Source organism: Maribellus mangrovi, from assembly GCF_037646455.1.
GTDB lineage: Bacteria > Bacteroidota > Bacteroidia > Bacteroidales > Prolixibacteraceae > Draconibacterium > Draconibacterium mangrovi_A.
The window spans coordinates 37340-62633 of record NZ_JBBIXN010000008.1; the positions used below are offsets into that span (position 1 = coordinate 37340).

A 25294-nucleotide genomic window follows, 5' to 3' on the forward strand; every position below is an offset into this window, starting at 1 on the left:
TAAATTCCCTGTTAGCTGTTCAACAGCATTTCGCTTTTTCTGAATTTTAAAAAATAAACGTTATTTTCACAATTATTTAAACCAAATTCAAACCAAAACTTCGAACTATGAGTAGTTTAGACTGGATCGTTCTGGGCCTCTTTTTTCTGGGTCTGATCGGTATTATTGTATGGGTTCTCCTCCAAAAAGAAAAAGACACTTCTGATTATTTCTTAGCCGGACGAGATGCCACATGGATCGCAATTGGTGCATCTATTTTTGCCTCCAATATTGGATCGGAGCACCTGGTAGGTTTAGCCGGTGCAGGTGCCGAAAGTGGAATGGCCATGGCCCACTGGGAAATGCATGGCTGGATGATATTGATGCTGGGCTGGCTCTTTGTTCCCTTCTATGCAAGAAGCAAAGTGTTTACCATGCCGGAGTTCCTCGAGAGAAGATACAATCCGCATGCCCGTTCGTTTTTATCGGTAATTTCAATCGTTAGTTATGTGCTGACCAAAGTAGCCGTTACAGTGTATGCCGGGGGTGTGGTTTTTAAAGATGTATTTAACATCGATTATGTCACATTCTTTGGGTATAATATCGATTTCTTTTGGATCAGTGCGATCGGGCTGGTGGTTTTGACGGGTCTTTATACCACGTTCGGAGGTATGAAAGCCGTTCTGTACACTTCGGTGTTGCAGACACCAATTCTGCTTATCGGTTCCGTCGCCATACTGATTCTGGGATTGATAAAAGTTGGTGGCTGGAACGAACTGATGGAAATTACCCGTGCAAATGTAACCGTTCACGGCGATTCAATGACCAGTTTAATACGATCGCACAACGACCCGGAATTTCCGTGGACTGGTGTAATATTAGGATCGGCCATTATAGGATTCTGGTACTGGTGTACCGACCAGTTTATTGTGCAACGTGTGCTGTCGGGTCGCGACATGAAACAAGCCAGGCGAGGTACCATCTTTGGGGCTTACCTGAAACTCACACCGGTATTTATTTTCTTAATTCCAGGAATGATTGCTTATGCATTAAACCAGAAAGGATTGATCACATTATCATCAAACGATGCGGCCTTTTCAACCCTTGTAACTGAACTGCTACCCATTGGTTTTAAGGGAATTGTTATTGGTGGTATTCTGGCTGCCTTGATGAGTTCGCTGGCCTCGCTATTTAACTCTTCGGCCATGTTGTTCACCATCGACTTTTACAAGAAATATGTTCCCGATGCCACCGAAAAACACTACGTTTTAGTTGGTCGTTTAGCAACTGTAGTAATCGTTTTGCTTGGAATTCTGTGGATCCCTGTAATGAAAGGGATCGGAAAGGTACTTTATGAGTATCTGCAGGATGTTCAGTCTTTGCTTGCTCCGGGTATAGCAGCCGTTTTCCTGCTAGGAATACTATCGAAGAAAACAACGCCGGCAGCAGGATTATGGGGTTTAATAATCGGATTCTCACTTGGAATGTTACGGCTCGGGCTAAATGTATTTTCAGATTTTATTGGCCAAGAGTCAATCTTGTATAAAGTTATTTTATCACACAACTGGTTACACTACGAGATTTATTTATTTATCCTAGTTATCATCTCAATGATAGTTATCAGCTATTTCACAAAGCCAAAAGATCCGAATGCTATTGTTGGTTTAACCATGGGATCGGCTACGGCCGAACAACGTGCTGAAGTACGCGATAGCTGGGGGAAATGGGATGTTATTAACTCCGCTGTTGTTATTGTTATAATCATCGCATTCTATGCTTATTTCTGGTAAAGAACATTTTAAATCATAAAAAGAAAATGGCTGTTCATCTTTTGGTGGACAGCTATTTTTTTTAATTTCGATTTTTTAAAATTCCTTATGTACGATATCATCGGAGATGTTCATGGTGAGGCATCATTATTGAAGAAGCTTTTAAAGAAATTGGGGTATTCGAAGAACAACGGCAGTTTTTCGCACCCCGAACGTAAGGCGATTTTTGTTGGCGATTTTATCAATCGTGGACCTGAAATCCGAAAAACCATCCGAATGATACGGGCAATGGTCGAAAGCGGTAATGCACTCGCTGTATTAGGCAACCACGAAATAAATGCCATCATCTACCACACCAAAGACCAGGGCACTTCCCTGATCAAAAAACCCAGCAAGCATTTTTTATCGCTGTTTAAAACCATCAATGAATTCTCTCTCAATCCGCAGGAGTTGAAAGACAACCTGAACTGGTTGCGAACCTTGCCCCTGTTCCTCGATTTGGGCGAGATCAGAATTGTCCATGCCTGCTGGTCGGATAAAGCCATTGAGATTGCCCGCTCGATCTATACCGAAGGCAAAATCAAGAAAAAAGTGTTTCGTTCTCTTCATAAAAAGTCGGACGAAACATTAAGCAGGTGCGTGTGGCTTTTAACAAAAGGCGTTTACCTGAAAATGCCTTCCGATTTACATATCAGAAATAACAAGGGAGTGATGCCGCGATCGTTCCGTATTGAGTGGTGGGAAAGCCCCGAAGGTAAGACGTTTAACGAGTTGTCGTTTGAGAGTAAATACAAGCTACCCGATTATACCGTTCCCAGGGAAATACTTCCTGATGTCCACCCCTATCCGGAAGATGCGCCGTTGCTGTTTTTCGGACATTACTGCCGCGGACATGGGCCGGTTATTGTAAAGCCCAACATTTGCTGCGTAGACTCCTGTGTTACAGGCACCTCTACACTTACCGCCTATCGTTGGAGCGGTGAAAAAGTTCTGAGCGAGGATAATGTGCTTACTTCAAAGTAAAAAACATCACCAAACAGCTGTAATTCAGAATGATACGACTACTTTCAAAAAAATTATTTTTTGTATTGCAGGTAAAAAAAGAAAGTATATATTTGCAACACCTTTCGCAAAGGGGTTTCGCGCCTCAGGAAAGGTAAGTTCTAAAAATACGGTGGCGTAGTTCAGTTGGTTAGAATGCCGGCCTGTCACGCCGGAGGTCGCGAGTTCGAGTCTCGTCGTCACCGCAATTTTTTGAAAATATTATTTGACACCATATTTTATGGTGGCGTAGTTCAGTTGGTTAGAATGCCGGCCTGTCACGCCGGAGGTCGCGAGTTCGAGTCTCGTCGTCACCGCAGAAGAGAAGCAGCTCAGTAGGGCTGCTTTTTTTGTTATGAACAGATATATTGTATACATATTACAAAGTGAATTAGATGATAGTTAATACATCGGATTCACATCTAACCTGGCGCAAAGACTGAGTTATCACAATGCCGGGAAATCAAGATATACATCAAGAAAAATCCCATGGAAATGCGTTTATATTGAAGAATTCAAAACGCGGGCGGAAGCAATGAAAAGGGAAAAATTTCTGAAAAAGCAAAAGAACAGACAATTCTATCAACGATTGATACAAGAAACAAAGTGAGGTCGCAAGTTTCCCGAGGACTCGGGATCGTCACCGCAGAAGAGAAGCAGCTCAGTAGGGCTGCTTTTTTTGTTATGAACAGATATATTGTATACATATTACAAAGTGAATTAGATGATAGTTATTACATCGGATTCACATCTAACCTGGCGCAAAGACTGAGTTATCACAATGCCGGGAAATCAAGATATACATCAAGAAAAATCCCATGGAAATGCGTTTATATTGAAGAATTCAAAACGCGGGCGGAAGCAATGAAAAGGGAAAAATTTCTGCTTCTTAACATACTCAAAAAAAACAGCAGCCCGTCATTTAATAAACGACGGGCTGCAATTACTAATAAACTTGATCTAATTTATCGTTTCAACAAAACCTCTTCTTCATATTCCTGAATTTCGCCAATGTAGTCGGCTCCAACAGGAACTTCTTCTTGCAAACAGTAGTAGTCCCAAACGGCACTGAACGGCATGGTCTTCAGTTCTTCGAGCATGGCAAGTCGTTCGAAATTTTTACCGGCTTCTTCCAGTTTAACCAGGTCAGCTGTTGGTTCCAGTGCTGCAATCAGGAATGCTTTCTGTGCTGCGCGGGTTCCGGTCACGTATGCTCCTATCCGGTTAATCGATGCATCAAAGAAATCGAGACCAATATTTACGCGACTCAGAAAATCGTTGCGCATAATTTCAGATGCAATCAATTGTACGTCTTCATTCAGCGTAACCACATGATCCGAATCCCAGCGAATAGGGCGGGTAACGTGTAACAACAACTCATCGACATAAATTAGGCAGGAGGAAATTTTATCACCTACAACTTCGGTTGGATGAAAGTGACCGCTGTCGATACAAATTAATTTATCGTTTTTAATCGCATAACCCAGGTAAAAATCATGAGAACCAACTGTCATGGATTCAACGCCAATTCCGAAGACTTTACTTTCCACGGCATCCTTCATGTATTCTTTTGGATATTCTTCAGCAAATGCTTCATCCAGCGATTTTTTAAGAATTGTACGATATCCGTTACGATCAACAGGTGTATCTTTTGTTCCGTCAGGGATCCAGGTATTGTGAACACAAGGAGTTCCCAGTTGCTTACCCATTTCTGCCGAGATGGCACGACAACGTTTTACGTGTTCTACCCAGAATTTGCGGTTTTCTTCGTTCTTACTCGATAAGGTAAAACCATCATCAGCTTTTGGATGAGAAAAACAGGTGGCATTAAAATCCAAGCCCATTTCACGTTCCTTCGCCCAATCGATCCAGCTTTGAAAATGTTTTAATTCAATTTGATCGCGATCAACAAATTCACCTTCAAAATCGCCGTAGATGGCATGCAGGTTTAAACGTTGTTTGCCCGGTAGCAGCGCCAAGACTTTATCTAAATCAGCACGCATTTCCTCAATTGTTCCTGCTTTACCCGGATAATTTCCGGTAGTCTGAATACCGCCTCCACCAAGCTCTGCGTCAGGTGTTTCAAAACCACCTACATCATCGGTTTGCCAGCAGTGCAGTGAAATATTTACATCCTTCATTTTGGCAATCGCAGCATCGGTATCTACACCAATGGCAGCATATGATTCTTTTGCCAGTTCGTAAGCTTTTTTGATTAATTCAGTTTTATCCATTTTTATATTTTTTATAATTTATTCCATGTAGAAAACTTCTTCCAGTCCAACCGAAACCGGAGAATTATCGGGATTGGTCTTCATAATATCGGCCATGTATTTCCACCATTTTTGCACAATTTCCGTTTTTCCCAGTTCCTGGGAACCGCCTTCACCGCTAACTTTCTGAAAAGCAAACAGCGTGTTGGTCTCTTCATCCAAAAAGATAGAGTACTCACTTATTCCCGATTCTTTTAATAAAAGTTTCAATTCGGGCCAGATTTCTGCATGGCGTTTTTTATATTCTTCTTTTTGCCCTTCGTTGAGGTGCATTTTAAATGCCATTCGTTCCATTATCCGAGAGCGTTTAATTCAGGATACAACCATTTGGCAACACCAATTACAATTACTGACAGTAAAATTGCACCAATTCCAACCAGAATGGTGGTATAGGTTTTCTTCGAAACTCCTTTCCATTCCTTTCGCCAGAACCCCCAAAGGTTAGCTGTAAGGATTATTGTTGCCATGTGAAGTGTCCACGAACTGGCGCCGTTACCAATTTTGGTTTCACCCATTCCATAGAAAAAGAACTGCAAAAACCAGGTTGTTCCTGCGAGTGCACAGAACAGGTAATTACTTACCAACGGTGTTTTTTTGTCAATGAAATCTTTTCCGGTTTTATTTCGAATAATTAAGGCGATCGACCAAATTAAGTTAGTAGTTAAACCTCCCCAAAGTATAACGAAGAAAATGATATTATTTTCAAAAAGATAAGTTACCGGCGCACCTCCTTCACCACCGGCCAAAAGTGGATAACTTGCCTGAACAGCCAATTCTCTGGCAGCAATTCCCATTTCTTTTCCCGTGTCGATACCGAAGCTGAAAAATGCACTTAACACCCCGGAGACAATGGCAATAAACAAACCAAAGGCCAACTTAAATTCCGTATTTACTCCTTCTTTGTGTCCACCTAAATCTTTGTCTTTCATAATCCCGGCACGTCCGCTAAGGATAATTCCGGCAAGCAAGATCAAAATGCCAAGTAAGACAATACGACCACCCGGGCTGCCAAACAGATCTGTAAATGAAAGACCATCGGGCAGGATCTTCGCCATAATCGGAATATTTCTTAATATGGGTAAACCGAGAGAACCAACTACGGAAGTAATACCGAGTAAGACTGAATTTCCCAGCGACATCCCAAGATATCGTATAGCCAGTCCGTAGGTTAATCCGCCAATCCCCCAAAGTAATCCCATGATGTAGGTATTGCGAAGGACACGTCCATCGGCAGCCTGCAGAATTCCCTGCCAGTCAGGAATTGTGATTACAGTGGCGATAAATGGCATAATCAGCCATGAGAAAAGTCCACCAGTAATCCAGTATATTTCCCAGCGCCACTTTTTTACCCAATCGTATGGCATGTACCAACTACCCGAGGACATCCCTCCAAGGGAGTGAAAAATAATTCCTAATAAAGCTTGCATAATGGTTTGATTGAATTTAAGTTATAATTATTGAATAAGTTAGATTTTTATAGTGCTAACAAATATAAATGACCTACAAACAAGAAACAATACAGAAAATGGCTTTATATTTATACTTTTTGACACCAGTTTATGAAACGTCAGTTTAAATATTTAACCACCAGCGAAGAGGATCTGGAGTGGGGAATCTTCCTTAGTGTGGCAGGTTCGGCCAAAATTGAACCGGGTACCATTTATCCACCCCGCGGAGAACATCCCTCGGAATATACTTTTGAATGGAGCAGCGGACGTATATTGCGTGAATACCAGTTAAATTACATTTCAGAAGGCTCGGGAATCTTTGAAAACCGACATGGAAAATTTCCGGTTAAAGAAGGATCGTTGCTCGTTATTTTCCCGGGTGAGTGGCACCGCTACAAACCGAACAACCAAAGCGGCTGGATGGAACACTATGTAGGATTTAACGGTGCTATTGCCGATCATTTTCTGTCCAATCGTGTTTTCTCAAGCAAGCAGCCTGTTTTGTTTCCCGGTATCAGGGAAGAAATAATTGATACCCACCTGAAAATTATCGACCTGGTTGAAAAAGAGCAACCCGGCTACCAGCAGATAGCATCAGGAATGATCGTAAAATTACTGGGCTACCTAATTTCGTTTGAAAAACAAAAAGGTTTCTCGGGAAAACCCATTGCGAAAGTGATTGAGGAAGTGCGCTTTTACATGCGCCAAAACCTCGACCGGGAGATCCATCTCGAAGAACTGGTAGAAAACAGAAACGTTGGTTATTCTTATTTCAGAAGAATGTTTAAGAAATTCACCGGTGTTTCTCCCGGCCAATATCACCTTCAACTTCGCATAATGCGAGCCAAAGAAATGTTGGTTGGTACCGACAAAAGCATCAAAGAAATCAGCCTTGAACTGGGTTTTCAAACCATCCACTATTTCAGTTTGATCTTTAAAAAGAAAGTGGGTATGAATCCTTCGGAATTCAGACGTCAAACTACGATTCTTTCAAAAGCATAGAATGGTCAGCCTGCGCAACAAACATCGGCTCAACTGTTCATCACAACTATTTTAACTCGCTGATTTCCTTTTCCGACAGGGCGTAATCGTACAAAGCAAAGCGGCTCATTAGTCCGGTGTAATATTCACCAACATCGGAAGCGCCAATTCTGATTCTTGCACCATTGATTTGCGACGACAACAACATATTTTGCGCATTGTCGAGTTTTCCGTCAACATAAACTTTCTCCACTACCCCATCAAATGTAATTACAATAGTATGCCACTTATTGGCTTCGGGCAATTCATTGTAAGGCATATCATATGCGCCATGCAAATGCGCCATGGCACCGTAATTGCTTTTGTTGTAATAGGGTGCGTTGTAGCTGTTTGCCAGGTATAATTCGCTGCGGTTACACCAGGAAGCCAGGCATTCATTTTGATCATCGATCTCCGGATTTATTACCCGGGCAAGCACAGAGAAAGCTCCGTTCCACTCCAAACTGCGGGGTACCTCTACCCTATCCAGTTCGAGGAAACCTCTGCGAAAATCGATAGCCTTTGTACCGCTTTCTTTATCAGTTACCAAAGCCAAATCGCCATTTACACTGAAATTTTGTCCTAAAGTTCCACTGTTCGCCAGTTGCTTTAGTGAGGATCTATCATCAATATCAAATCCTACGATCATGCTTTTTGTGCCAACTGCACCGGGCTCATTTTCCGAAGGCTTATTCTCAAGTTGAAGAGGAAGTTCAAAGGCTTTTGAATACACCTTCATGTTCCAGACTGCGGCATAAACACCTGTCTTTTCAGCGCTTTCAATGGTCAGTTTAATGTAGCGGGCTTTTACAGCTTTATCATCGATCATCGGACTTCCCGGCGTTCTGTTTTTCGTACGGTCAGCAAATACCTCCCAGTTTTGATTGTCGTTGGAATACTCAATTTTATACTGGTAATAATAAGGCGAAAATTCAAACTCAGTCGCAACACGTTCAACTTTCTTTTCTTCGCCTAAATCAACTGTCAGGCTTTGCGGGAAAGTATTATCAACTGCTTTCCACATAGTAGCATTGTCGTCGTCAAAAGCATTAGAAGCTGAATATTCATAATCGTAATCAGGCGACTGCAAGTGGTAAAATGAAGATGCGGAAGCCTTGGCTTTGAATGCTATATTTTCAGGAACTTCAGATTTTATAAAAGCCTGAATCCCATTAGTCGTGGGAACAACTGCTTTTATGGTTGAATCATTCTCGAAAATCATGCTGTCGATACAAACCTGACGGGCCATTCCGCCGGCAGTAAATGGGTAATCGTGCTTGTGATAAACAATGTAATAATCCTCGTCGTTTTGCAATACCGAGTGGTGACCGGGTCCATGAGTAGATTGGTCTTCGTTGGTTTGAAGAATGGGATTATTTTCTCCCGGATGAAATGGTCCGAAAGGATCATCAGCATAAGAATAAAGGACTTTGTAGGTCTCATCGTGACATGATTCTGCCGAATACATCAAAATATACTTATCGCCCTTTTTCATCGGATAAGCTGCTTCAAAAGGATTGGGCGTTTGTTCCAGCGGAATATTTGTGCCTTCACTCACCTGGTCCATGGTTTTGTTGTTCAGCACTCCTACTGCGTAACCTTGGTTGTAATGCACCCAGGTTCCCCAGTAGCCATAGATGGTTCCGTCATCGTCGCGGAAGAACTGTGCATCCAGTGATGGAAATCCTCGCCTCGGATAATTTTGTGCAATTACAGGTGTATCATTATCGTGTAGCTTTTCCCAGGGACCGACCGGCGATTCTGAAACATAACCGTAAATGTTACAGCCGGCCTGGCAGTTACCAAAATAGAGGTAGTAGCGTCCGTCGTCGCCTTTCATAATATCCGGTGCCCAAAAGTTGCGCAAATTCACCGAATTCAAAGTGGGTACTTCCATAATATAATTGTACCAGTTTTGCAGGTCGCGACTGTACCAAACAGTCGGTGCCCCCGACGCCAGCATTTCGTTATCGGTAGTGGCGTAGATGTAATAAATATCGCCAAACTTTTTTATGGTTGGATCGGCAAACCAGCCCGGCAAAACCGGATTCTTAATGCGATCTTTCACTTTAGGATGCTTGTCCGCTTTACAAGCTCCTAAGAACAATGTTCCGGCTAAAACCAGTGTAACTAGTACTTTCATTATGGAGTTCTTATATTTTTATAGAATTATTTTATTCAGTGTACAAATTTGTGGCCGCATGGCACGATGGGCTGGTTTCAAATTCGGGGAAATAGGTACCAACGATCTCATACAAATCCGGATCATACTTCTTCATGTCGTCGCGGGTGTTCACCCAGTTGTGTTTACCGTCGGCCTTTTCCACTTCGGCGTTTACATTGAACCAGTTTTGAACACCTTCGGCCCAGTATTCCCAAATGTTGGTGGCGGCATAAGTTCTTTTGTACTTGCCTGCTGCCATCGCTGCATCCAGTTTTTCCTGCAGCAAATCGTTAAATTCGGCATCGAGCGGAAGAATTCCAACACCGTGAATTGTATGTGCAAATTCATGGATCAAAATATCTTCGGCATGATACTTATCAATTTGATAGCAAAGAAGATTCTCTTCGGCACAGGTTGTTAAGGGTTCTCGCAGCGTGCCGCCTAATCCGCGCGCACGAACATCCCAATTCAAGGTAGTGTCTTTGGCCAAATGAGCGTGCTCCGGAATATCAGTTGTTCCTTCATAACGCGCCATGATTCCGACACGGGTATCCACGCTTACCATTTGAGCCAGTATTTCTTCGGGCAAACCACCGGTCATAAAATCGATGATTTCGCAAGCTTTTACAAAAGCTGAATCGGGAACCCGGTGCGAACTCATGATATGAATGCCGTTTACATTCGCGTATTTCTTATAAAATGGATTGAGGTCCAGTTTCTTTGGCGGACGGGTAATTTCGTAAGTTTTGTCTTTGTTACTTTTTTCGGTCGCACATGAAGTAGTTGTGCTCAGTAAAAATACACTGCAAATAACCAGTAGCATTGAAAATGCAGTTGATAATTTATTTTTCATCTTAATAATTTATTCTGATTTGTTCCAATCCGGTGTTTCTTCTTTCAGAAAGTTGCGCACAAAAAAGTCGCGGCGCTTCTGTTCGCCATAAGTTCCGCCAAGCGTATGATTAGATCCCGGCAAAACCACCAGCTCAAAATCTTTATCTGCCTTTATCAGGGCATCTGCCACCTGCATGGTTGAAGCCGGATCAACATTATCATCCATCTCGCCAACGATCAGCATCAATTTTCCTTCGAGTTTATCGGCGTTTACCACATTCGAACACTCTTCGTATTGCGGCCCGATCGGATAGCCCATCCAGAGTTCGTTCCACCATATCTTGTCCATGCGGTTATCGTGGCAACCACACGACGAAACACCCGCTTTGTAAAATTCGGGATGAAAAAGTAAGCCCGCCAATGTGCTTTGACCGCCGGCAGAACCACCAAACAGTCCAACACGTGTTGTATCCATGTATGGATATTTTTCGGCCGCTGCTTTAATCCACAAAATACGGTCAGGAAAACCGGCGTCTTTCAGGTTCTTCCAGCACACATCGTGAAATGCTTTCGAGCGGTTCGAGGTTCCCATGCCATCCATCTGTACGATGATGAATCCCAGTTCAGCCAGGCTTGAAAAAGAATAATTCACGGCGCGAAAGTCTTTTTGTGCAAACGAACTGTGCGGACCAGCATAAATATATTCGATGATCGGGTATGATTTGCTGGCATCAAAATTTGTTGGACGGAAAATGTTACCCCAAATATCGGTTTTACCATCGCGCCCTTTGGCAACAAACGGTTCAGGTTCAATCCAGCCTTTTTCTACGAGATTGTCAATGACGGTGGTTTCGAGTTCCAAAACTATTTTACCATCCGATGAGCGACGTAAAACAGTTGTTGGTGGCGTTTGCACTGTTGAATAGGTATCGGTAAAATAATCCAGATTATCTGAAAATGATACATCGTGGTTCATGGCTTCGGGAGTTAACTCCGTCAATCCACTACCATCGAAATTTACGCGGTAACAATGCAGGTAATAGGGATCTTCTCCCTCGTTTTTACCCGATCCGTAAAAGAAAATGGTTTCTGAATCTTCATCAACCTCCAACACACGTCGCACCACCCACTCACCTATGGTAATTTGATTTTTCACCTTTCCTGTTGTGGCGTCAATCCGATACAAATGATTCCAGCCGTCGCGTTCCGAAGCCCAGATAATTTCATTCCGATCTTCCATATCATAACGATATTTTTTGCCGCTGTAATCGATAAATGTTGGACTTTGTTCGTCAATGATCACCCGAACGTCGCCTGACTCTGCATCAACTTCGACAACCTGGTAAACCTGATGACCGCGCTGATTAAATTCAAAAGTAAATGCATCACTGTTTTCTCCCCACTTTGGATTCGAGAGGCTGAACTGGTTCAAAAATGCGGTAGCATCAACCGGTATCTGCATTTTATTTTCCACATCAAACAAAGCCGGTTGTTTAACCGGAACTGCATCACCCGGTTTCAGATAATCGCGGTAATGCAAAATGGGTTGCAACTGCGAATCCGGTGACGATTCCACAAAAAATATCTGTCGGTGATAATTGTCGCGCACTTTATTCACGGCCAGTTTTTTCGAGTCGGGCGACCACGAAAAGTACGACGAATAAAACTCACCTTTACTTCCATCAAAACTCAGCTGATATTCTTTTCTATCCTTGTTATTTTTTATGTAAACATTGTAATCACGTAAAAACGCGGTCCAAACACTATCGGGCGAAACCACAGGATCGTTGCCCTGTTCATCGAAGAATTTTCCCCAATAGCCACGGTCGCGTCGTTGTTGTTGTTTTCGCACTGAATCTTTCTCCAGTTTATAGTTTTTAAGATTGCAGGTCCAGTAAGCATTTTCGGCAACAAAATGAATCTGATTTTTTTCGAGGTCGAATTCCAAACGATCCAGCCGAAGTTTATCAGCTGCTGTTTTTCGTTTCAGTTGTTCATTAAGTGCCTCCACCAGTTTTTGCGTCTCGAAAGCTGCTTTTTTTGTTGCTTTCTCCGAGTCAACAATTTTATATTCGATACCGTCCCTGGTTTTCACCCGGTACCAAAACGTATTCGTGGAGTCGATCCAATTTATTCGGGAAACCTCGTTATAAACCAGTTCGCCAAGCTTCATCACCGAATCCGCTTTCTGATAATCTTCGCGTGTTAACTGCGCCGATACCCGGATGGATGTCAGGCTCAAGAGAACAACTAATACAAATAAAATCTGCTTCATCGTCTATTATTTTTTGTAAAACATTTTCAATTTAAGTTCAATAATTCTGCACCGATAAAATCAATTTTCATCCGGAACATAAACCGGTCCTTCCGCAGGGAAAGGCTCTACCGGGTCGGCTATATTCGTGATCGTAGTTTCGTAATCGTACCACTTTTTGTACACACTTGCCGTACTTTCCACGCCGTCAACCAATTGCAACCTGTAATCGAAATGTGCCTTTCGCGTTTCTTCGCCTTCGTAAACATAGTCGGTGTTACAAATCACGGCAATGACCACACCATTTGCAGGTGATTTTTCCAGTTTCAAGCTGCATTCCCCGCTTGATACAGGTTTGCTGTAAATTGGTGTTCCGTTGTCAGCACGATAGCACAACTGGCAGGTCATATTTTTGCCACGCGGCATAAATTTCACAACTACTTTATCGCCTGAAACCACTAAAGGAATTTGGTTGGCACCCGACCATCCCGGAGTAGTCCGGGGTTCAGGTGTCAGAATTTTATTTTCAGTATCCCGCATCCACGTTTTCACATAAGGCGTGGCCTGCCATGGTGTACAATCTATCCAGTTTGGCTCCCATTCAGCTCCAATGGTTGAATTTATATTGGCGTCTAACAGTTTCTTGATGGCACCACTCCATTCCTGCATATCAACTAATGCCTGCTTGGCACGGTATTCCATAATCAAACGCCGAATCTGCATATCACCTAAACCGTTCGACATTCCCTCCAACACCCGTTCCGGGCAATTGCGCCAAATCCAGGCTACACTTTCTTTTCCAAGCGCCTGACCGAGAAAAGTTGGAAATGTATTCCCATACTGATTACCACCGAGCAACCTTCTCCAGGTGCAGATCTGCTTGTTTCCTTCGAACATATTTACACCTTCGGCACTTGGGCCACCAAAAGTTCCGTCCTGAAGCCAGCCTGTGTAACACTCAATAGGCATAAATGGCGCGATATACGCACTGGCATTCAAAAAACCCATGGAGCTGTAGTTATTTGTTCTTCTGGCTTCCATTTCCTGTTGCAACCAAGTATTTCCACCTTCGTGAAACCATGCAGCCTGTTTACATCCCGGCATATCTGCCAGTACAGCATGAATACCTTCATGAACCATGGCTCCCATCTGCATTTTACGGTCGCGATACGGGCAGGAAGGATCGAAGCTGTATATCGGGTAATACGATGCCAGAATCATTGGCCAGTTTTCATTCTGATAATGGATACTGCCCATCCAACCACCAAGTGCTGTAGTGTCGGCATTATCGGTGCACAATCCCGAACCAAAAAGGTAAACGGCACTCCGATATCCTTCTTTGACTCTTTTATCGGGTGGCCATCCCATGGTATCGCGGAAGTAGGCAAAATCTTTATTTAACCGTTCCAGCATCGGTGTAATGGCGGCCTCGGTAATTTCAGATCTTTTGTTTGGCCCCCATTTAAAAGTCCACCAACCGGAAGACTGTGTTCCGACCACCTCCGGACAATCATCAAGATCTTTGGTCGGCATTTCAAGTGCCGGGTATTCATCCCTGAAATTGTATTTCAAAGTCGGACTGTATTCGGGCCAGTTGTATGCTTTGGCAGCATTTTCCTCATCGCCAACAAATACCCAGCTGCCATCGCCTGTTTTTGAAATATTACCCGATTCATCAAAAGCCTGAACGGCCAACATAAAATGCGAATTGGGCTCCAGATCTTTCAGAGTTGCCTTAGGATTTAATACTTCTTTGACGAATGAATCGTTTAAGAACACCTTGTATCCGGCAACTTTCCCGTTATCGGTGGAAGCGTCCCATTTAATGGTGACGCTTGTTTCAGAAGTACTCATAATTTCGGGCAATGTCGGGGTGCTCGGGGCTTGTACATCAGTGCTTCCCGAAAGTGTTGTTCCCCAAACAATAAACTCCAGAATTCCGGTTGAGGTGCTGTCATTTTTCATGCTCACCCGCAACTTCGAAGTCGTGATTTTACCCAAATCAGCCTCATTGAACCGATCTTTCTGACAAGGCACATCAACCACTTTCACCCATTTATCGTTCTCTTCGTCGTAAGTTTCGATATAGGCGTCATCGGGAGCAAGTACGCGGTCGCTGTTATCGAACCAGTAAATCTCGACAGAAGTAGCAATTAAAGGCTGACTCCATTCATATTGTACCCACTGATAGGCAGCGCCCCTGCTCCAGTTACTGTATACGGTATGAGTTATATCATTCGAATTCGCAGGAGTAAATCCATCGTTTACTGCCCCCAGGTTGGCCCTTCGGGAAACATTGGAAGCGCTCGCTTTTGCCACCAGTGCAATATTGGCACCTTCTTGTTCTTGTCTACTCAAATCATGAGCGTTCCCCGGCCGGATGCCTGTCACAAAACTGATCAGAAAAAGCAGAATTAAACGATTGATTATTCTCATAGTAATCTTATTTAGTTGGTTTCCCCTCTAATATACATTTTTCATGTTATCAGCCCATATTCCACTCAGGATTTTCACAGGAAAACCTATCTTGCGTAGAATTTAAATTATTAGTCGATTACGACTTTTGTTGTTTCCTGCTGAAGCGGAATCACATACTGACCTCTTTTATTTTTTGTGAAACCTTTAATTGAAGCGGTAGATTCAGCGTCGCTAAAACTCTGTACTCTTAAATAAGCCTTGGGCGTAAAATCATTGGCTTCACTAAGTTCGAGAGTTACTTGTCCTGTAGCTTTGTTGTACGTTACCGATTTTAATTTACCGGCATCAAGCGTGAGCCAAAGCTGAAGCGGTGCCACATAGAATCTCGATTTTGCTGCAGTTGTCAGATCTACTTTCAATGCATCTTCTTCTTCACTCAGATTTCCACCAAAAGCCAGCCAGCCAAATTCATCGTGCTGTGTAAGATAAGTTGACGAGTTAACAGCATAACCATAAAAACCAGGGCCGTAATCACCCGAAATTCCGTCATTTTTTAAGGTTGAAGGAAATGAGTGGAAAGCTGCCGGTGCAAAACCATCTTCGGTAATGTTCGAAAGTGTCCCCAATAATCCACCATAACCAACACGCAAAAGGTAGAGATCATCGGGTACCTGACGGTATTCTTCGAGAACCGGAATTGCGTTCAATCCCGAACCGTAATGATGAATCTGGCGCTCGATGCGCGAAAGTTTCCCTCCGTATAAGAAATCCCAGTAACGACGGGCATTTCCGTTATATGCCCAGTGAGGAATGGTTGGCATGTACGCCAGTATTGCACGCAATGTAGTTTCTGCTTTATCCTGGTGTCCGAAATATTCCGACCACATGTACACTTCTTCCTGACCGGTTGAATCCCAAGGCATTTCGCTACCGAACGGGTAATTCAGCGATGCCCAGTGCTCGGTGCGACCTTTCATTTTTTCTTCGAGTTTGCGAGCATATTCCCACATGCCTTCGGCTTTCAAATCATCGAGAATATGTACAAAAACACTACCTTCCATCTGGCCAAACTGTGCATAGTAAGGTGCCAGTTCCATCATAGCCATCGAAGTTTGATAGGCATTCAAAAGGTACCAATCCCAGGTTTGTTGTTTTACCAGACCTTCATAATTTCGGGCCAAACGATACATTACCCAGTGTGCAGCTGCAACGTGCGGATAATTGTACGAACGTTCAACCGTCGTGGCATGTTCCTTGTCCCAGGCTGCCCAGGTTTTGTAATTAATATCTTTTCTGTAGGTACCTTCCGGCATTGAGTCGGGCTCGTAATAAAACATACTTTTCCGAACACCATATTTTTCAGGACCTTCGTTGTATTGGATACCTCCCCAAATCGTCTGCTGAACAAAGTCTTCCAACTTGGCAACTTCCTCCTTATCGGGTTCAACAAATTGTTTCATAATGGCATTTAACCATGCACCGGCACCACCTTCATCACTCAAACCGCAAATCCAGGCACGGCTGTCTTGTGTTACTTGCTTCTTTTCTTCGTAATCGTAGGTAATTACCGATGGCGAACGATCAAATAGATCGTTGGGCTGATCGAACCACTGCTCTGTAGTCAGGAAATGTCCATTATCAGCAACGACCTGTTCTTCCGGTTTAATCACCTTGTAATTGATGGTTTGAGTCAAGCCATCTTTGTAAGTAACAGTCAGGCGGGCGCGTCCCCATTTTTTACCCTGAACGGAATATTTTTGCCAGTTGTTTTCGGTTGCCTTCTGCTTTGTTAATTCAAGCGCACCTTCCGGCTCCACTTCCATTTTTTTGATCTTCTCATCGTATTTCAGGAATAATTCTGCATTTACATCCTGCGGAAGAACATATCCGGGAACTCCAACCGCCACAGGACGTTTGTTTTCGATAAGTGTGCTTTCTATGTCGTGGATCGAATCGGACAAAACAAACTTCAAACCAACGCTTCTGGTTTTTCCGGGTTTCAGCACCTCTGAAGTAGGCTTATTCCATTGTTCAGCTTCTTTCCATTCATTTTCAGCATATGCCTTGCTGTGGATCATCCATTCGTGAAAACCTTCGAAGGTAATTCCGCGACGTGTCGGATCGTCGAGCAATGGATTGTACGCTTCAAACGGAGAATTTTCGTAAGGAAGCACCAACAAAACCTGCCCTGTTCCTTTTAAACGGATCACCTGTAGGTAACCGGCATCCTGTCCGATGTAAGGATCGTAAAATACATTTTCGGCATGCGCCTCATCGAGTGATTTGCGCGAATGGTTGTTGTTGAAAATAACCGGAATGCCGAGTGCTCCGATCTCCACATTGCTGTTCGAAATATTTTTAATGTCGAAACGCAGAACCAGATTATCTCCTTCTTTCTGCCAGTAACGGGTAACTTTAACCGGAGCGTCTTCCGGGAAAAGTACCGAAAGATCAGAAGCATCCAGAATGTTATCGTCTTTTGTTTCAATCGCGCTCACATCTTTTCGCGATGATGCCGATGAATAACTTTGCCAATCCTCATCTTCATTGGTTCTTATTCGGAAATTGATGTCACCTAGGTGGTAAAATCCGGCTTTATTGCGGTACTTAAGCCATTCACTCGGTGTAAAATCGAAACCGGGTTCTTCAACAGGATGAAGGCCCGCTACTGTATGCGAAGATTTTAAAATCTCCAGGTTAAATTTTGAAGTAGAAAACTCCAACGATCCCATATTTACATCGATAGAATCGGCTTCTGAAGCACGATCTGATGCAATAGCTCCCGCGTATGACGTAAAGCTCCAAATTACTAGAAGGAAAAAGATATTCTTTAGTTTCATCTCATAAAAATTGTTAGTCCGTAATTTTAGATTACTCGCCCGGTGACCCGGCATTTGTTTATTACTATAATTTATTGTTCTAATTTTATTCGACTGTTCCTGCAGGATAATTCTCAATTATCTCAGTCAGGTAATCAATCCGCATCGTCAGCCACTCTTTCATGTTGCTGATCTCAGTTTGGTTATCTTTATCGATTGGCCAGCGTTCAGCATCTCTTACAAGCGCCTCGGCAAAACCATCGGCATACTTTTGTGTTGTCGCCCAGTATTCCGACATGACCTTATCGTTCACTTCAAACCAGCGTTCCTTATATTCTTTTAAAAATCGTTTGTTCTTGAACAAGTCGGTGAAAAAAGAAGGAACATGATATCCTCCGGTGTGGTGAACAGGTGAAGTTCCCAACACCAGTTCGCGGTGTGTATGAAAATAGTTGTGCCCGGTGTACATGGTTCCCCAATCGAAATCGAAACCGGCATCAAAATCCCACAAGGGCCCCATAATCCAGCGCCCACCAACATCTTTGTGCATGTACATGCTGCGCGGAGCATCCACTTCCACGTTGTACACCAATTCCTGAATAATCATAAAATCGATGAACGAAGGTATATCGAGTTCCTGAGCAACACGCTCATAATCTGCTGATTTAATTGCATTCTCAAGTTTAGCAAAATCGCTTTTTATTTGCGCCATTCGTGCCGAAGAGACATCATCCGGATGCTTTATACAAACCGGTAATTGATAAATCGGCGACCAAAAATTGTCGGTTGCATTTGGCGACAACTTCGGCCCATCATCAGCATCAAGCGATAATAATATTCCGTGATCAGAATTGATGTCTACACGATTCTTACCTTCCTCAACCTGTTCTGTAATGGAATAAAGCCCGATATAATCGCCATTGAGCGAAACTTCAGCATAACGAATGTTGTTGGTATCGGGCAACTCCAATCCCTGACCAACGGTAAACACAAAAGTGTTCATCAGGTGTGTGGGATCGCGGTAATCGGCCAGTAACACCCAATCTTTATTGGACTGCATCCCCAGAATCTCTGACGATTCATCCAATTTGATTCGGTATGGCTTTTTCGGGTACCACAACCAGGTCGAGTTTCCTCTTCCCCTGATTTTACCGGTACCCAAAAAATTCCATGTTGCCTTATCTGAACTAATAGTTATATTGCAATTTATGTAATCTTCTTTTGAAGAAATTGCCGCACCATTCTCGGTTGAAATATCAACCTGAGCCACCATAAAAGCTGCTTCTCCAGGCTCTTCAACCTCATGAGCATCTTCAACTTCTTCAACTTCTTCTTCATCCGGATCCGGATTAAAGTCATCTTCAGAACAACGAGTGAACAGCATTACTGATACCGAAATCACCAATAACAGTAAATTCGACCGCGTATTAAGTTTGCTATGGAATAATGAATGTGACAATTGTTGCTTTTAGTTGATTGATATATTAAACACAAAAGTAACCTGGTATTGTTCTCCGTTTCTGGTATATACAAAGGCTTCTTTTATGGTATAAGTATCACCGGCAGTGCTTTTACCCGGATATTGCCCAATGCTAAAGTTAAAGTTGTCGGCAGTAAATTCAGAAAATACTTTACTGTCATTATTACTACCCCACCCAATTACAGCACCTGAGCTATCGTACCAAAAACCAAGTCCATTGGCCGTTGTATTGTAGTTCAGCGTTCCGTCGGGCTCAACTGCCGCAAAAGCAATTTTACCTTCCCGGGGTGTTGCTTTTGCCTCGAGCAGTGCCGCCGCAATATCTGATGGCTGCAATACCAGCGCTTCTGCCACTTTTGCAATGTCGCCATTCCCATTCAGGCTGATTGATGTACCTGAATATGCATTGGCATCGGCAGGAAACGAAATATCGTAAGTTAATGTAAGATCTTCAGGTGTATTGTTCGGATCGATAACAACATTACCCAGCAAATCGGTGTTGTTGAATTTCACGGTATAGGGCCACTGGTCGTCGTTACTTTCAAGCTCGTCCCACGGATGAGCCTGATAAGAAGACGGAGCTCCCAAAACAACCAACCATAAACGCTCGCAACCTTCAGGAATAGTAAATTCAATATCAGCTGAAGTTTTTCTGTTCATTTCGCCATATACACGTTCGCCGTTGCTTAACAAAGCTACATATCCGTATCGCCATCCTGCACGGGTGAGCGAACTGTTGTTGTAAGTTCGAGTAGACCTGGTGTTGCCGTTGTCGGCATATTCTCCCGGATCGGCAGAAGCAAGCTCCGAACCAGGTGTGAGTGCTTTAAACGACGTTGTTACCACAGTTCCGGCTTCAGGTACATTTAACGGAATAACATTGTATCCGGTTGTTCCGGGACATTTGCTGTAAGCTACCTGGTAGGTTCCATCTTCGAGCTTATAAAATTCATAAGTGAACTGCCCGATGAAATTACTTCCAATCGATCGGATCGCATCGATATCCCAGGTTACCAAGTGAGCCGCAGCATCGTACAGTTCAGCATTCATATCATCAACCGACATGCTGTTTATGCGCATGTATGCCTCAATCGGATCTTCCGGCCCTTTGGCTTCACGCCACAATTTTCCGATAAAATCGATCCCGTGTTTATCGGTCCAGTAGCAATGCAGCCAGTAACTTGCATAGCGTTGCCATTCGTGATTAAAATGACGGTGATAGTTATCCATGTATACCCCAAAATTGTAGGAGGTAAAAGCTTCATTAGGATAAGATTGAAACGACTGCCACTGAGCACACTGCTCCCAGAATCCGTTTCCGCCATTCCCGCCAAAACCATATCGGAAGCCACGCGTGAAGTCATTCTCAATTCCTCCGTAAGCCAACAAATCGGCGTACACCTGGTACTGAAAACTGTGACCAATTTCGTGTGCGATGGTAGATCCAACGGGTTTACATGTACTCGGATTTACCCAAAGGGCACCGATGACGTCATCGTAACCACTTCCGGTAGCTAACCACTCGGTTTGATACAAGAGGTAGATTTCCATTTTGTACTTGTCGAGGTTCGATTTTCCGGCGCCGACTTCGGCAAAGCTAAGTGTATTCACGTTCACGTTGTAAAACTCTTCGGCTTTCACCAAAAGGTCATCAACATCAACACGGAGTGCCTGTGGCAAGCTGTCGGCATTAGGATTTAATCCAAAGCCGGGTTCCCAGAATACAACGAAATGTTCGGATTGCCTGCTTCGAAAAAACGACCACTTACTGTCGGCACGCAGGAAATCCATGTTATTGAATTCCCTAGGTTTATAAATTTTTTCAAAGTCAACAACATCATCTTCCGTTAAAACATTAAGGTCAGGTGTTTTTGTAGTGTCCTCAACCGGGTCCGGATCGGGCTCAGGATCGGGTTCAGGAGTTACTTCATCGTTTCCGCATGCAGCAAAAACCAGTGTTGACACGAGTAAAAAAATAAACGGAAATAAAAAGTGGCATAAGCCGGGTTTCCCCGGCTTATGCTCTTTCAACTGTGATTTAAAACTATTCATTAATCAAGTTAATCTATGCTACTATATATAAGTAGTATTAAAAGAATTCTTTAATCGATGGTAACGTTAAAGACAAAGGTTACCAGATATTCTACACCGTCTTTGGTATAAACAAATGCTTCTTTAATGGTGTATGTATCTCCGGCAGTGCTCTTACCCGGGAACTGACCAATATTGAATGTAAAGTCAGTTGCCGTGAATTCAGAGAACAACTTGCTGTCGTTATCTCCTCCCCAACCGATTACAGCGCCATTGCTATCGAACCAGAAACCAAGTCCGTTTGCGGTAGTCGCATAATTTAATGTCTCGTCGGGTTCAACCGCTGCAAAAGCAATCATACCTTCCTGCGGTGTTTCCTGCGCTGCCAGCAAAGCTCCTTCAATAGCTGATGCATCCAGCATTAACGCTTCTGCTACCTGGTCGATATCACCATTGGCAGTCAAACTAACTGATGTGCCCGAATAATTTATTGAATCGGCAGGGAACGAAATATCGTAGGTCAGCGTAAGATCCTGAGGACCTTCAGTACTTTCCCCTTCAACTTTAAAGGTAAGGTTGATCGTTACCGAACCTCCGTTGCATGTTGCAATGTAAGTTGTTGTAACCGTCGAACCTGCAGCAGCATTATCAGGATGATTACCACCGTACAACCACAAAGCAGTTTCGCTGTGGCCAACACTTGTCCAAACAACGCCGTCAGCCCAACCAACAGCAGTACCGTCGCCATCCAGCCAGTAACCCGGTGCATCCGCGGTATACTCAGGATCAGTCTCACTAATCGCTCCCTGGTACAGTTTGAAAGTACCGTCACCAATTGCCTGATGAATCTGGTAAGTCGTCATTTTAAAGGCCTGACGGAATGTTTCCTGGATATCAGCTGTTACATTGGCGTAATCGTCGCTGTATGGTTTACTTAACTCAATATCGATCGTTACATCTTCAGGATCACCTTCTGGTGCTGTTTCCGGATCGATATATCCTGCTACCGTAATGGTAATGTTCAACATTACAATTTTATTGTTAGCCATAATACCATACTTGATATTATAGGTTTCACCGGCAGCTAAGTGATCGGGATATTGACCGATACCAATATAACCATCTGCAAACACTCCATAGTTTGTATAAACGCTTGCATTATCACCCCATCCACCAACAAAACCGTTCAAGTCGTACCAGTATCCCGGAGGATCAGCAGTGTACTCAGTAGCGTAGCTACCATCTTCATTTACACCTATGAAAGTAACTTCATCCATTGAACCAACACCAAGATCAGTAAGTGCCTGAGCAAGGTCAAACTGCAATGAATCAGCATCGTACGAACTTTTCGCAGTTACTTCAATAGACAGATCCTGTGTACTAACTACTGTTGCAGTAATCTCTCCGGCAGCTATAGCATTTACTGTAATTTTTACAGCAACGCGAATTTCGTTGTATTTTAAGGCTTCTATGAAAGTTACCTCCTGACCGGCAGTCAGGTGACCCGGATACTGCCCAATTGTAAAGTAACCATTATCGGGATAGAATTCAGCAAATACCATGGCTGAGTCGCCCCATTCGGTTAAGTCTCCACGGCGATCCCACCAGTGTCCCCAGGGGGCATTGGTGTTCGATGCACCGGCAATATCGGCATGAGTACTTCCGGCAATGGCAAATCCTTTTACTTCAGGTGCTCCGCTTTCACCGGCGATACCGGCAATCAGTTCTTCTTCGGTGATGCCAAAGATCTCGGCAATCTTATCCAGTTCAATTTCCAGGCTTCCACCATCGTACGAGGCTGCACTAATGGTAACATCCAAAGAATATTCAAGAACCAGATCGGCATTGATTCTTTCTTTTTGTGCTTGCGCGATCGAATCCTGACGAGCGATCTCTGCAATCTCGTCTTCGGTGAGATCATGCATGTTGCTAAAACCTTCGTTGTCTTTGCAACTGAATAATCCAACCGTAATGATCAGCGACAGAATTAATAATATACTTATCTTTTTCATTTGTCTAAATTTTAATTTTCAGCAGTAAACAACTTCTTAGTTTGAAGCACTTTGATAACCTTCATTTTGTACTAATGAAATGTTGGCATCCAAAGCAGCCTTCGGAATCGGGTATACATCCCAATGTGTTTCGGTAGTTGCATCTTTACAGAACCACGATTTTCCGTTGAACACGTTTCTTCCGTCTTCCATTTTAAAGCGAATCAGGTCCTGACGACGATGATGTTCTCCAACAAATTCCCAAGCCAGGTCATCGAGTAATCCACCCAAAATAATGTCGTCGCCACCTTCGTTTGTTACAATATACGAAGCCGGATCGAAATTGGCGAATCCTTCGCTGGTATATTCACGGTGTCCGTAATCATATACACTTCCACCTTTAAGGTCTTCAACCGAGCGAATGGCAGCTTGTGCCGATTCGAAAGAACGGCTGCGAACTTCGCTGATCAGATCGGCAGCGGTTTGCTCATCCTGTCCAAGACGCAATAAACATTCTGCCTTAATAAACATGGCATCTGCCAAACGGAAGAAAGCCACATCGTTTCCGTAAGTTCCGTAGTCTCCTGCTTCAATTTCACTTTTTACAAAACGGTAACCTTCCTGCTGATAAGCACCCGGATTATCGATAGAGTGGACGCGCAAAGAATAATTCAGGTATCCTTCGCCGGCCCAGTCGTCGGTACTAAAAGGAATCGGGTCGCCAGACTGAGGAATTACATTACCATTGGCATCTTCGGTAGCAAAACGTTGTACGCCACCTGTCCATGTATCAGTCAAACGCTGGTCGCCTTCCTGGTAACTTTCAATAAACTGCGGTACAGCACAACTTCCGTTCCAGGGCGAACCGTTGTAACCGTATGCGGCAGCACCGGCACCTACCAGACATTTATTTACTAGATAATTGTGTCTGGCATTGGTTTTATCCAAAGGAAGTGCAAAAATTACTTCAGGAGACGAAGCAATGCTCACCCTGAAATTATCGAGGTAATTCGGTGCTAAGGAGTAACCTCCATTGGTAAGAATATCATCAACCTCAGCCAACGCCTTTGTGTAATAGCTGTCGTCATTGGTTCTGAAATAGGCATTGTAATTCAGGTACATTTTTGCCAGTACCATATCAGCGGCAAAACGGTTGGGGTAACCAAAAACCTTGTCGGTTCCCAACTCATCCTTAATGGCTTGCAATTCTGTTTCGCAGAAATTGAAAATTTCCTGAGCCGATTTTTGTTCAGGCAAATAACCTGCTTCCACATCCTGGGTCGTTTCCAGGGGTACATTACGGAATGCATCAAGCAGCACATAATAGTTAAGGGCACGCATAAAACGCATTTGTGCTTGTTCCTGACCTGTTTCAGGCAGTACATCAAGCGTTTTATTGGCATATCCAATTCCAACATAAGCGTAGTACCATAGTGGATCGATATGGCCCTGAGTTTCATTCCAGGCATGCTTGTGCATCGGTATGTACAGGTCTCCCCATCCAATTCCAAGACGTTTTGGAGTCATGTAAGTATCTGCACACTCTTCATTTACATCAAAATAACCGTTCCACCCCCAATACAGGAATCGGAACTGGGCATAAACCTCACCCATCATGTATCCCAAAATCTCGGGATCGTTTACATCAATAGTTGAGTCCGTCAGACCGGAGTACATTGTTTCGTCCAGGTCGGTACATGCTCCGAACAACAACATGGTTGTTACAGCAAGACTAAGTATAGAGTTTTTAATGAATTTCATAATCCTCAAATT

Annotated in this window: 17 protein-coding genes and 2 tRNA genes; 7 read left to right on the forward strand and 12 right to left on the reverse strand. The window is 43.4% G+C overall.

Annotated features, from left to right (window positions below):
• Positions 1-107: 107 nt before the first annotated feature.
• The 6 genes from WFY05_RS20890 to WFY05_RS22305 all read left to right on the forward strand — a co-directional run bounded on the left by WFY05_RS20890 (position 108) and on the right by WFY05_RS22305 (position 3791).
• On the forward strand, positions 108-1769 hold the full coding sequence (locus WFY05_RS20890; protein WP_340114882.1) for a sodium:solute symporter: 1662 nt from the start codon (positions 108-110) through the stop codon (positions 1767-1769).
• Between the two features lie 87 nt (positions 1770-1856).
• Positions 1857-2771, forward strand: coding sequence for a metallophosphoesterase (locus WFY05_RS20895; RefSeq protein WP_340114883.1), 915 nt, complete (start codon positions 1857-1859; stop codon positions 2769-2771).
• Between the two features lie 150 nt (positions 2772-2921).
• Positions 2922-2995: transfer RNA gene (locus tag WFY05_RS20900), tRNA-Asp, on the forward strand.
• Positions 2996-3032: 37 nt separating this feature from the next.
• Positions 3033-3106 (forward strand) — tRNA-Asp (locus tag WFY05_RS20905).
• Between the two features lie 92 nt (positions 3107-3198).
• Positions 3199-3399 carry a GIY-YIG nuclease family protein gene (locus WFY05_RS22300; RefSeq protein ID WP_367575995.1) on the forward strand — a complete coding sequence of 67 codons (201 nt, stop codon included), beginning with the start codon at positions 3199-3201 and terminating at the stop codon, positions 3397-3399.
• Positions 3400-3473: 74 nt separating this feature from the next.
• Positions 3474-3791 (forward strand): GIY-YIG nuclease family protein, encoded by a 318-nt coding sequence (locus WFY05_RS22305; RefSeq protein ID WP_367575994.1) that lies wholly within the window; start codon positions 3474-3476, stop codon positions 3789-3791.
• On the opposite strand, the gene WFY05_RS20910 is transcribed toward WFY05_RS22305, so the two are convergent.
• The 3 genes from WFY05_RS20910 to WFY05_RS20920 are packed head-to-tail and all read right to left on the reverse strand — an operon-like array spanning position 3755 to position 6489.
• Positions 3755-5023: an L-rhamnose isomerase gene (locus WFY05_RS20910; protein ID WP_340114884.1), complete on the reverse strand. Its 1269-nt coding sequence runs from the start codon at positions 5021-5023 to the stop codon at positions 3755-3757. The two genes, WFY05_RS22305 and WFY05_RS20910, sit on opposite strands and share 37 nt — an antisense overlap.
• Positions 5024-5041: 18 nt before the next feature.
• Positions 5042-5356 carry an L-rhamnose mutarotase gene (gene rhaM, locus WFY05_RS20915; protein ID WP_340114885.1) on the reverse strand — a complete coding sequence of 105 codons (315 nt, stop codon included), beginning with the start codon at positions 5354-5356 and terminating at the stop codon, positions 5042-5044.
• Positions 5356-6489, reverse strand: a complete 1134-nt coding sequence (locus WFY05_RS20920; RefSeq protein ID WP_340114886.1) for an L-rhamnose/proton symporter RhaT — start codon at positions 6487-6489, stop codon at positions 5356-5358. Before WFY05_RS20920 ends, rhaM begins: the two co-directional genes overlap by 1 nt.
• A 132-nt stretch (positions 6490-6621) precedes the next feature.
• On the opposite strand from WFY05_RS20920, the gene WFY05_RS20925 reads away from it, so the two are divergent.
• Positions 6622-7512: a helix-turn-helix domain-containing protein gene (locus WFY05_RS20925; RefSeq protein WP_340114887.1), complete on the forward strand. Its 891-nt coding sequence runs from the start codon at positions 6622-6624 to the stop codon at positions 7510-7512.
• A 46-nt stretch (positions 7513-7558) separates the two neighbouring features.
• Here WFY05_RS20925 and WFY05_RS20930 read toward each other — a convergent pair whose 3' ends face one another.
• The 9 genes from WFY05_RS20930 to WFY05_RS20970 form a co-directional block, all read right to left on the reverse strand.
• Positions 7559-9673, reverse strand: coding sequence for a family 43 glycosylhydrolase (locus tag WFY05_RS20930; protein ID WP_340114888.1), 2115 nt, complete (start codon positions 9671-9673; stop codon positions 7559-7561).
• Between the two features lie 31 nt (positions 9674-9704).
• Positions 9705-10547 (reverse strand): M90 metallopeptidase family protein, encoded by an 843-nt coding sequence (locus WFY05_RS20935; RefSeq protein WP_340114889.1) that lies wholly within the window; start codon positions 10545-10547, stop codon positions 9705-9707.
• A gap of 9 nt (positions 10548-10556) precedes the next feature.
• Positions 10557-12803, reverse strand: coding sequence for a S9 family peptidase (locus WFY05_RS20940; protein ID WP_340114890.1), 2247 nt, complete (start codon positions 12801-12803; stop codon positions 10557-10559).
• A 60-nt stretch (positions 12804-12863) separates the two neighbouring features.
• Positions 12864-15218: a fibronectin type III domain-containing protein gene (locus WFY05_RS20945; RefSeq protein WP_340114891.1), complete on the reverse strand. Its 2355-nt coding sequence runs from the start codon at positions 15216-15218 to the stop codon at positions 12864-12866.
• A 110-nt stretch (positions 15219-15328) separates the two neighbouring features.
• Positions 15329-18040, reverse strand: a complete 2712-nt coding sequence (locus tag WFY05_RS20950; RefSeq protein ID WP_340114892.1) for a DUF5695 domain-containing protein — start codon at positions 18038-18040, stop codon at positions 15329-15331.
• Positions 18041-18125: 85 nt separating this feature from the next.
• The gene (locus WFY05_RS20955) at positions 18126-19478 is read right to left on the reverse strand and encodes a CotH kinase family protein (RefSeq protein ID WP_340114893.1); all 1353 of its coding nucleotides are present in this window, start codon (positions 19476-19478) and stop codon (positions 18126-18128) included.
• Between the two features lie 9 nt (positions 19479-19487).
• Positions 19488-21551 carry a DUF4859 domain-containing protein gene (locus WFY05_RS20960; protein WP_340114894.1) on the reverse strand — a complete coding sequence of 688 codons (2064 nt, stop codon included), beginning with the start codon at positions 21549-21551 and terminating at the stop codon, positions 19488-19490.
• 50 nt (positions 21552-21601) lie between these two features.
• A complete protein-coding gene (locus WFY05_RS20965; protein ID WP_340114895.1) occupies positions 21602-23542 on the reverse strand; it encodes a DUF4859 domain-containing protein in 1941 nt (646 codons plus the stop codon).
• 36 nt (positions 23543-23578) lie between these two features.
• Complete coding sequence (locus WFY05_RS20970; protein WP_340114896.1) at positions 23579-25282, reverse strand: RagB/SusD family nutrient uptake outer membrane protein; 1704 nt, start codon at positions 25280-25282, stop codon at positions 23579-23581.
• Positions 25283-25294: the final 12 nt, after the last annotated feature.

Coding starts and splice junctions, on each gene's coding strand:
- WFY05_RS22305 (WP_367575994.1), top strand. CDS start 3,474: ATGAACAGATATATTGTATACATATTACAAAGTGAATTAGATGATAGT.
- WFY05_RS20970 (WP_340114896.1), bottom strand. CDS start 25,282: ATGAAATTCATTAAAAACTCTATACTTAGTCTTGCTGTAACAACCATG.
- WFY05_RS20910 (WP_340114884.1), bottom strand. CDS start 5,023: ATGGATAAAACTGAATTAATCAAAAAAGCTTACGAACTGGCAAAAGAA.
- WFY05_RS20940 (WP_340114890.1), bottom strand. CDS start 12,803: ATGAAGCAGATTTTATTTGTATTAGTTGTTCTCTTGAGCCTGACATCC.
- WFY05_RS20950 (WP_340114892.1), bottom strand. CDS start 18,040: ATGAAACTAAAGAATATCTTTTTCCTTCTAGTAATTTGGAGCTTTACG.
- WFY05_RS20965 (WP_340114895.1), bottom strand. CDS start 23,542: ATGAAAAAGATAAGTATATTATTAATTCTGTCGCTGATCATTACGGTT.
- WFY05_RS20895 (WP_340114883.1), top strand. CDS start 1,857: ATGTACGATATCATCGGAGATGTTCATGGTGAGGCATCATTATTGAAG.
- WFY05_RS20930 (WP_340114888.1), bottom strand. CDS start 9,673: ATGAAAGTACTAGTTACACTGGTTTTAGCCGGAACATTGTTCTTAGGA.
- WFY05_RS20935 (WP_340114889.1), bottom strand. CDS start 10,547: ATGAAAAATAAATTATCAACTGCATTTTCAATGCTACTGGTTATTTGC.
- WFY05_RS20925 (WP_340114887.1), top strand. CDS start 6,622: ATGAAACGTCAGTTTAAATATTTAACCACCAGCGAAGAGGATCTGGAG.
- WFY05_RS20890 (WP_340114882.1), top strand. CDS start 108: ATGAGTAGTTTAGACTGGATCGTTCTGGGCCTCTTTTTTCTGGGTCTG.
- WFY05_RS20945 (WP_340114891.1), bottom strand. CDS start 15,218: ATGAGAATAATCAATCGTTTAATTCTGCTTTTTCTGATCAGTTTTGTG.
- rhaM (WP_340114885.1), bottom strand. CDS start 5,356: ATGGAACGAATGGCATTTAAAATGCACCTCAACGAAGGGCAAAAAGAA.
- WFY05_RS20960 (WP_340114894.1), bottom strand. CDS start 21,551: ATGAATAGTTTTAAATCACAGTTGAAAGAGCATAAGCCGGGGAAACCC.
- WFY05_RS20920 (WP_340114886.1), bottom strand. CDS start 6,489: ATGCAAGCTTTATTAGGAATTATTTTTCACTCCCTTGGAGGGATGTCC.